This is a genomic window from Vibrio sp. 1727 (assembly GCF_033344415.1).
Taxonomy (GTDB): domain Bacteria; phylum Pseudomonadota; class Gammaproteobacteria; order Enterobacterales; family Vibrionaceae; genus Vibrio; species Vibrio alginolyticus.
In genome coordinates, this window is the sequence record NZ_JAWPOT010000192.1 from 1 (window position 1) to 781 (window position 781).

Consider the following 781-nt stretch of genomic DNA (forward strand, 5'->3'; position numbering starts at 1 on the left):
TTAAACCAAGAAAAATCCGCAGGAAGATGCCAAGGCATTTGATTATCTTTGCCAATAACGCGGTTGTCTGCCATCGCGGCAATCATACTAATGATCATGTCGGATCCTTATACTATCGGTCTGCGGCGGTAGAATAACAGCCCAGGAACTGCGAGGCCAACTGCTAGACCAGCAATAATAAACATGGCTTTAAGAAAGTTCTCCATGCAGGTCGCAATTAACTCTGGCGAGTAACCCAAATGGTTAATCTCCACCATCGCAATCATCGCTTTGTAAGCAAAAACGCCCGGCACCATAGGTATCAATGCAGCGACAGTAAACACTTTTGGATGAGCCAAAAAGCGGTGAGACCAATGAACCCCTATCATGCCAACCAAGGTGGCAGCGAAGAAGGTCGCCCACTCAATCGGTACTCCAAACTGCATCATCAAGTAACGGCTTCCGTGACCAATCGCACCACCTACCGCGCAATAGATCAAAGCTCGCTGTGGCACATTAAACACCAACGCAAAGCCGACTGCAGGGATGGCTGCAAAAAACATGTCATTGAGCAAACCGAGCGTTAAATCAAAAATATTCATTAAATTGCCCACCCCCAAATACCAGTTACACTCATTGCCGCCACAATGCCCAAACACGTTGCTAACGTCAGCAAACTGGCCATTACAAACCGAGCAATACCCATGTTAATGTGACCTTTTAGCATGTCTGCTACCGAATTAATCAGTGGAAAACCAGGCACCAACATCAATACCGACGATGCCATCGCTACGGTTGGTCA

The 781-nt window shown here is 47.0% G+C and carries 2 protein-coding genes and 1 pseudogene; all 3 read right to left on the minus strand.

What is annotated here, in order from left to right; translation table 11 throughout:
• On the minus strand, positions 1–98 hold a 98-nt coding region (locus R8O10_RS24705), incomplete at its 3' end, for a dihydrofolate reductase (RefSeq protein WP_318191887.1).
• 9 nt (positions 99–107) lie between these two features.
• Positions 108–581, minus strand: a complete 474-nt coding sequence (locus tag R8O10_RS24710) for a threonine/serine exporter family protein (RefSeq protein ID WP_005459611.1) — start codon at positions 579–581, stop codon at positions 108–110.
• Positions 581–781, minus strand: a pseudogene (locus R8O10_RS24715) (threonine/serine exporter family protein); the annotation flags it as partial. The gene R8O10_RS24710 and the pseudogene R8O10_RS24715, both read right to left, overlap by 1 nt.

Excerpts from the sequence above, each read along its gene's own strand:
- R8O10_RS24710 (WP_005459611.1), bottom strand. The coding sequence starts at position 581 with ATGAATATTTTTGATTTAACGCTCGGTTTGCTCAATGACATGTTTTTT.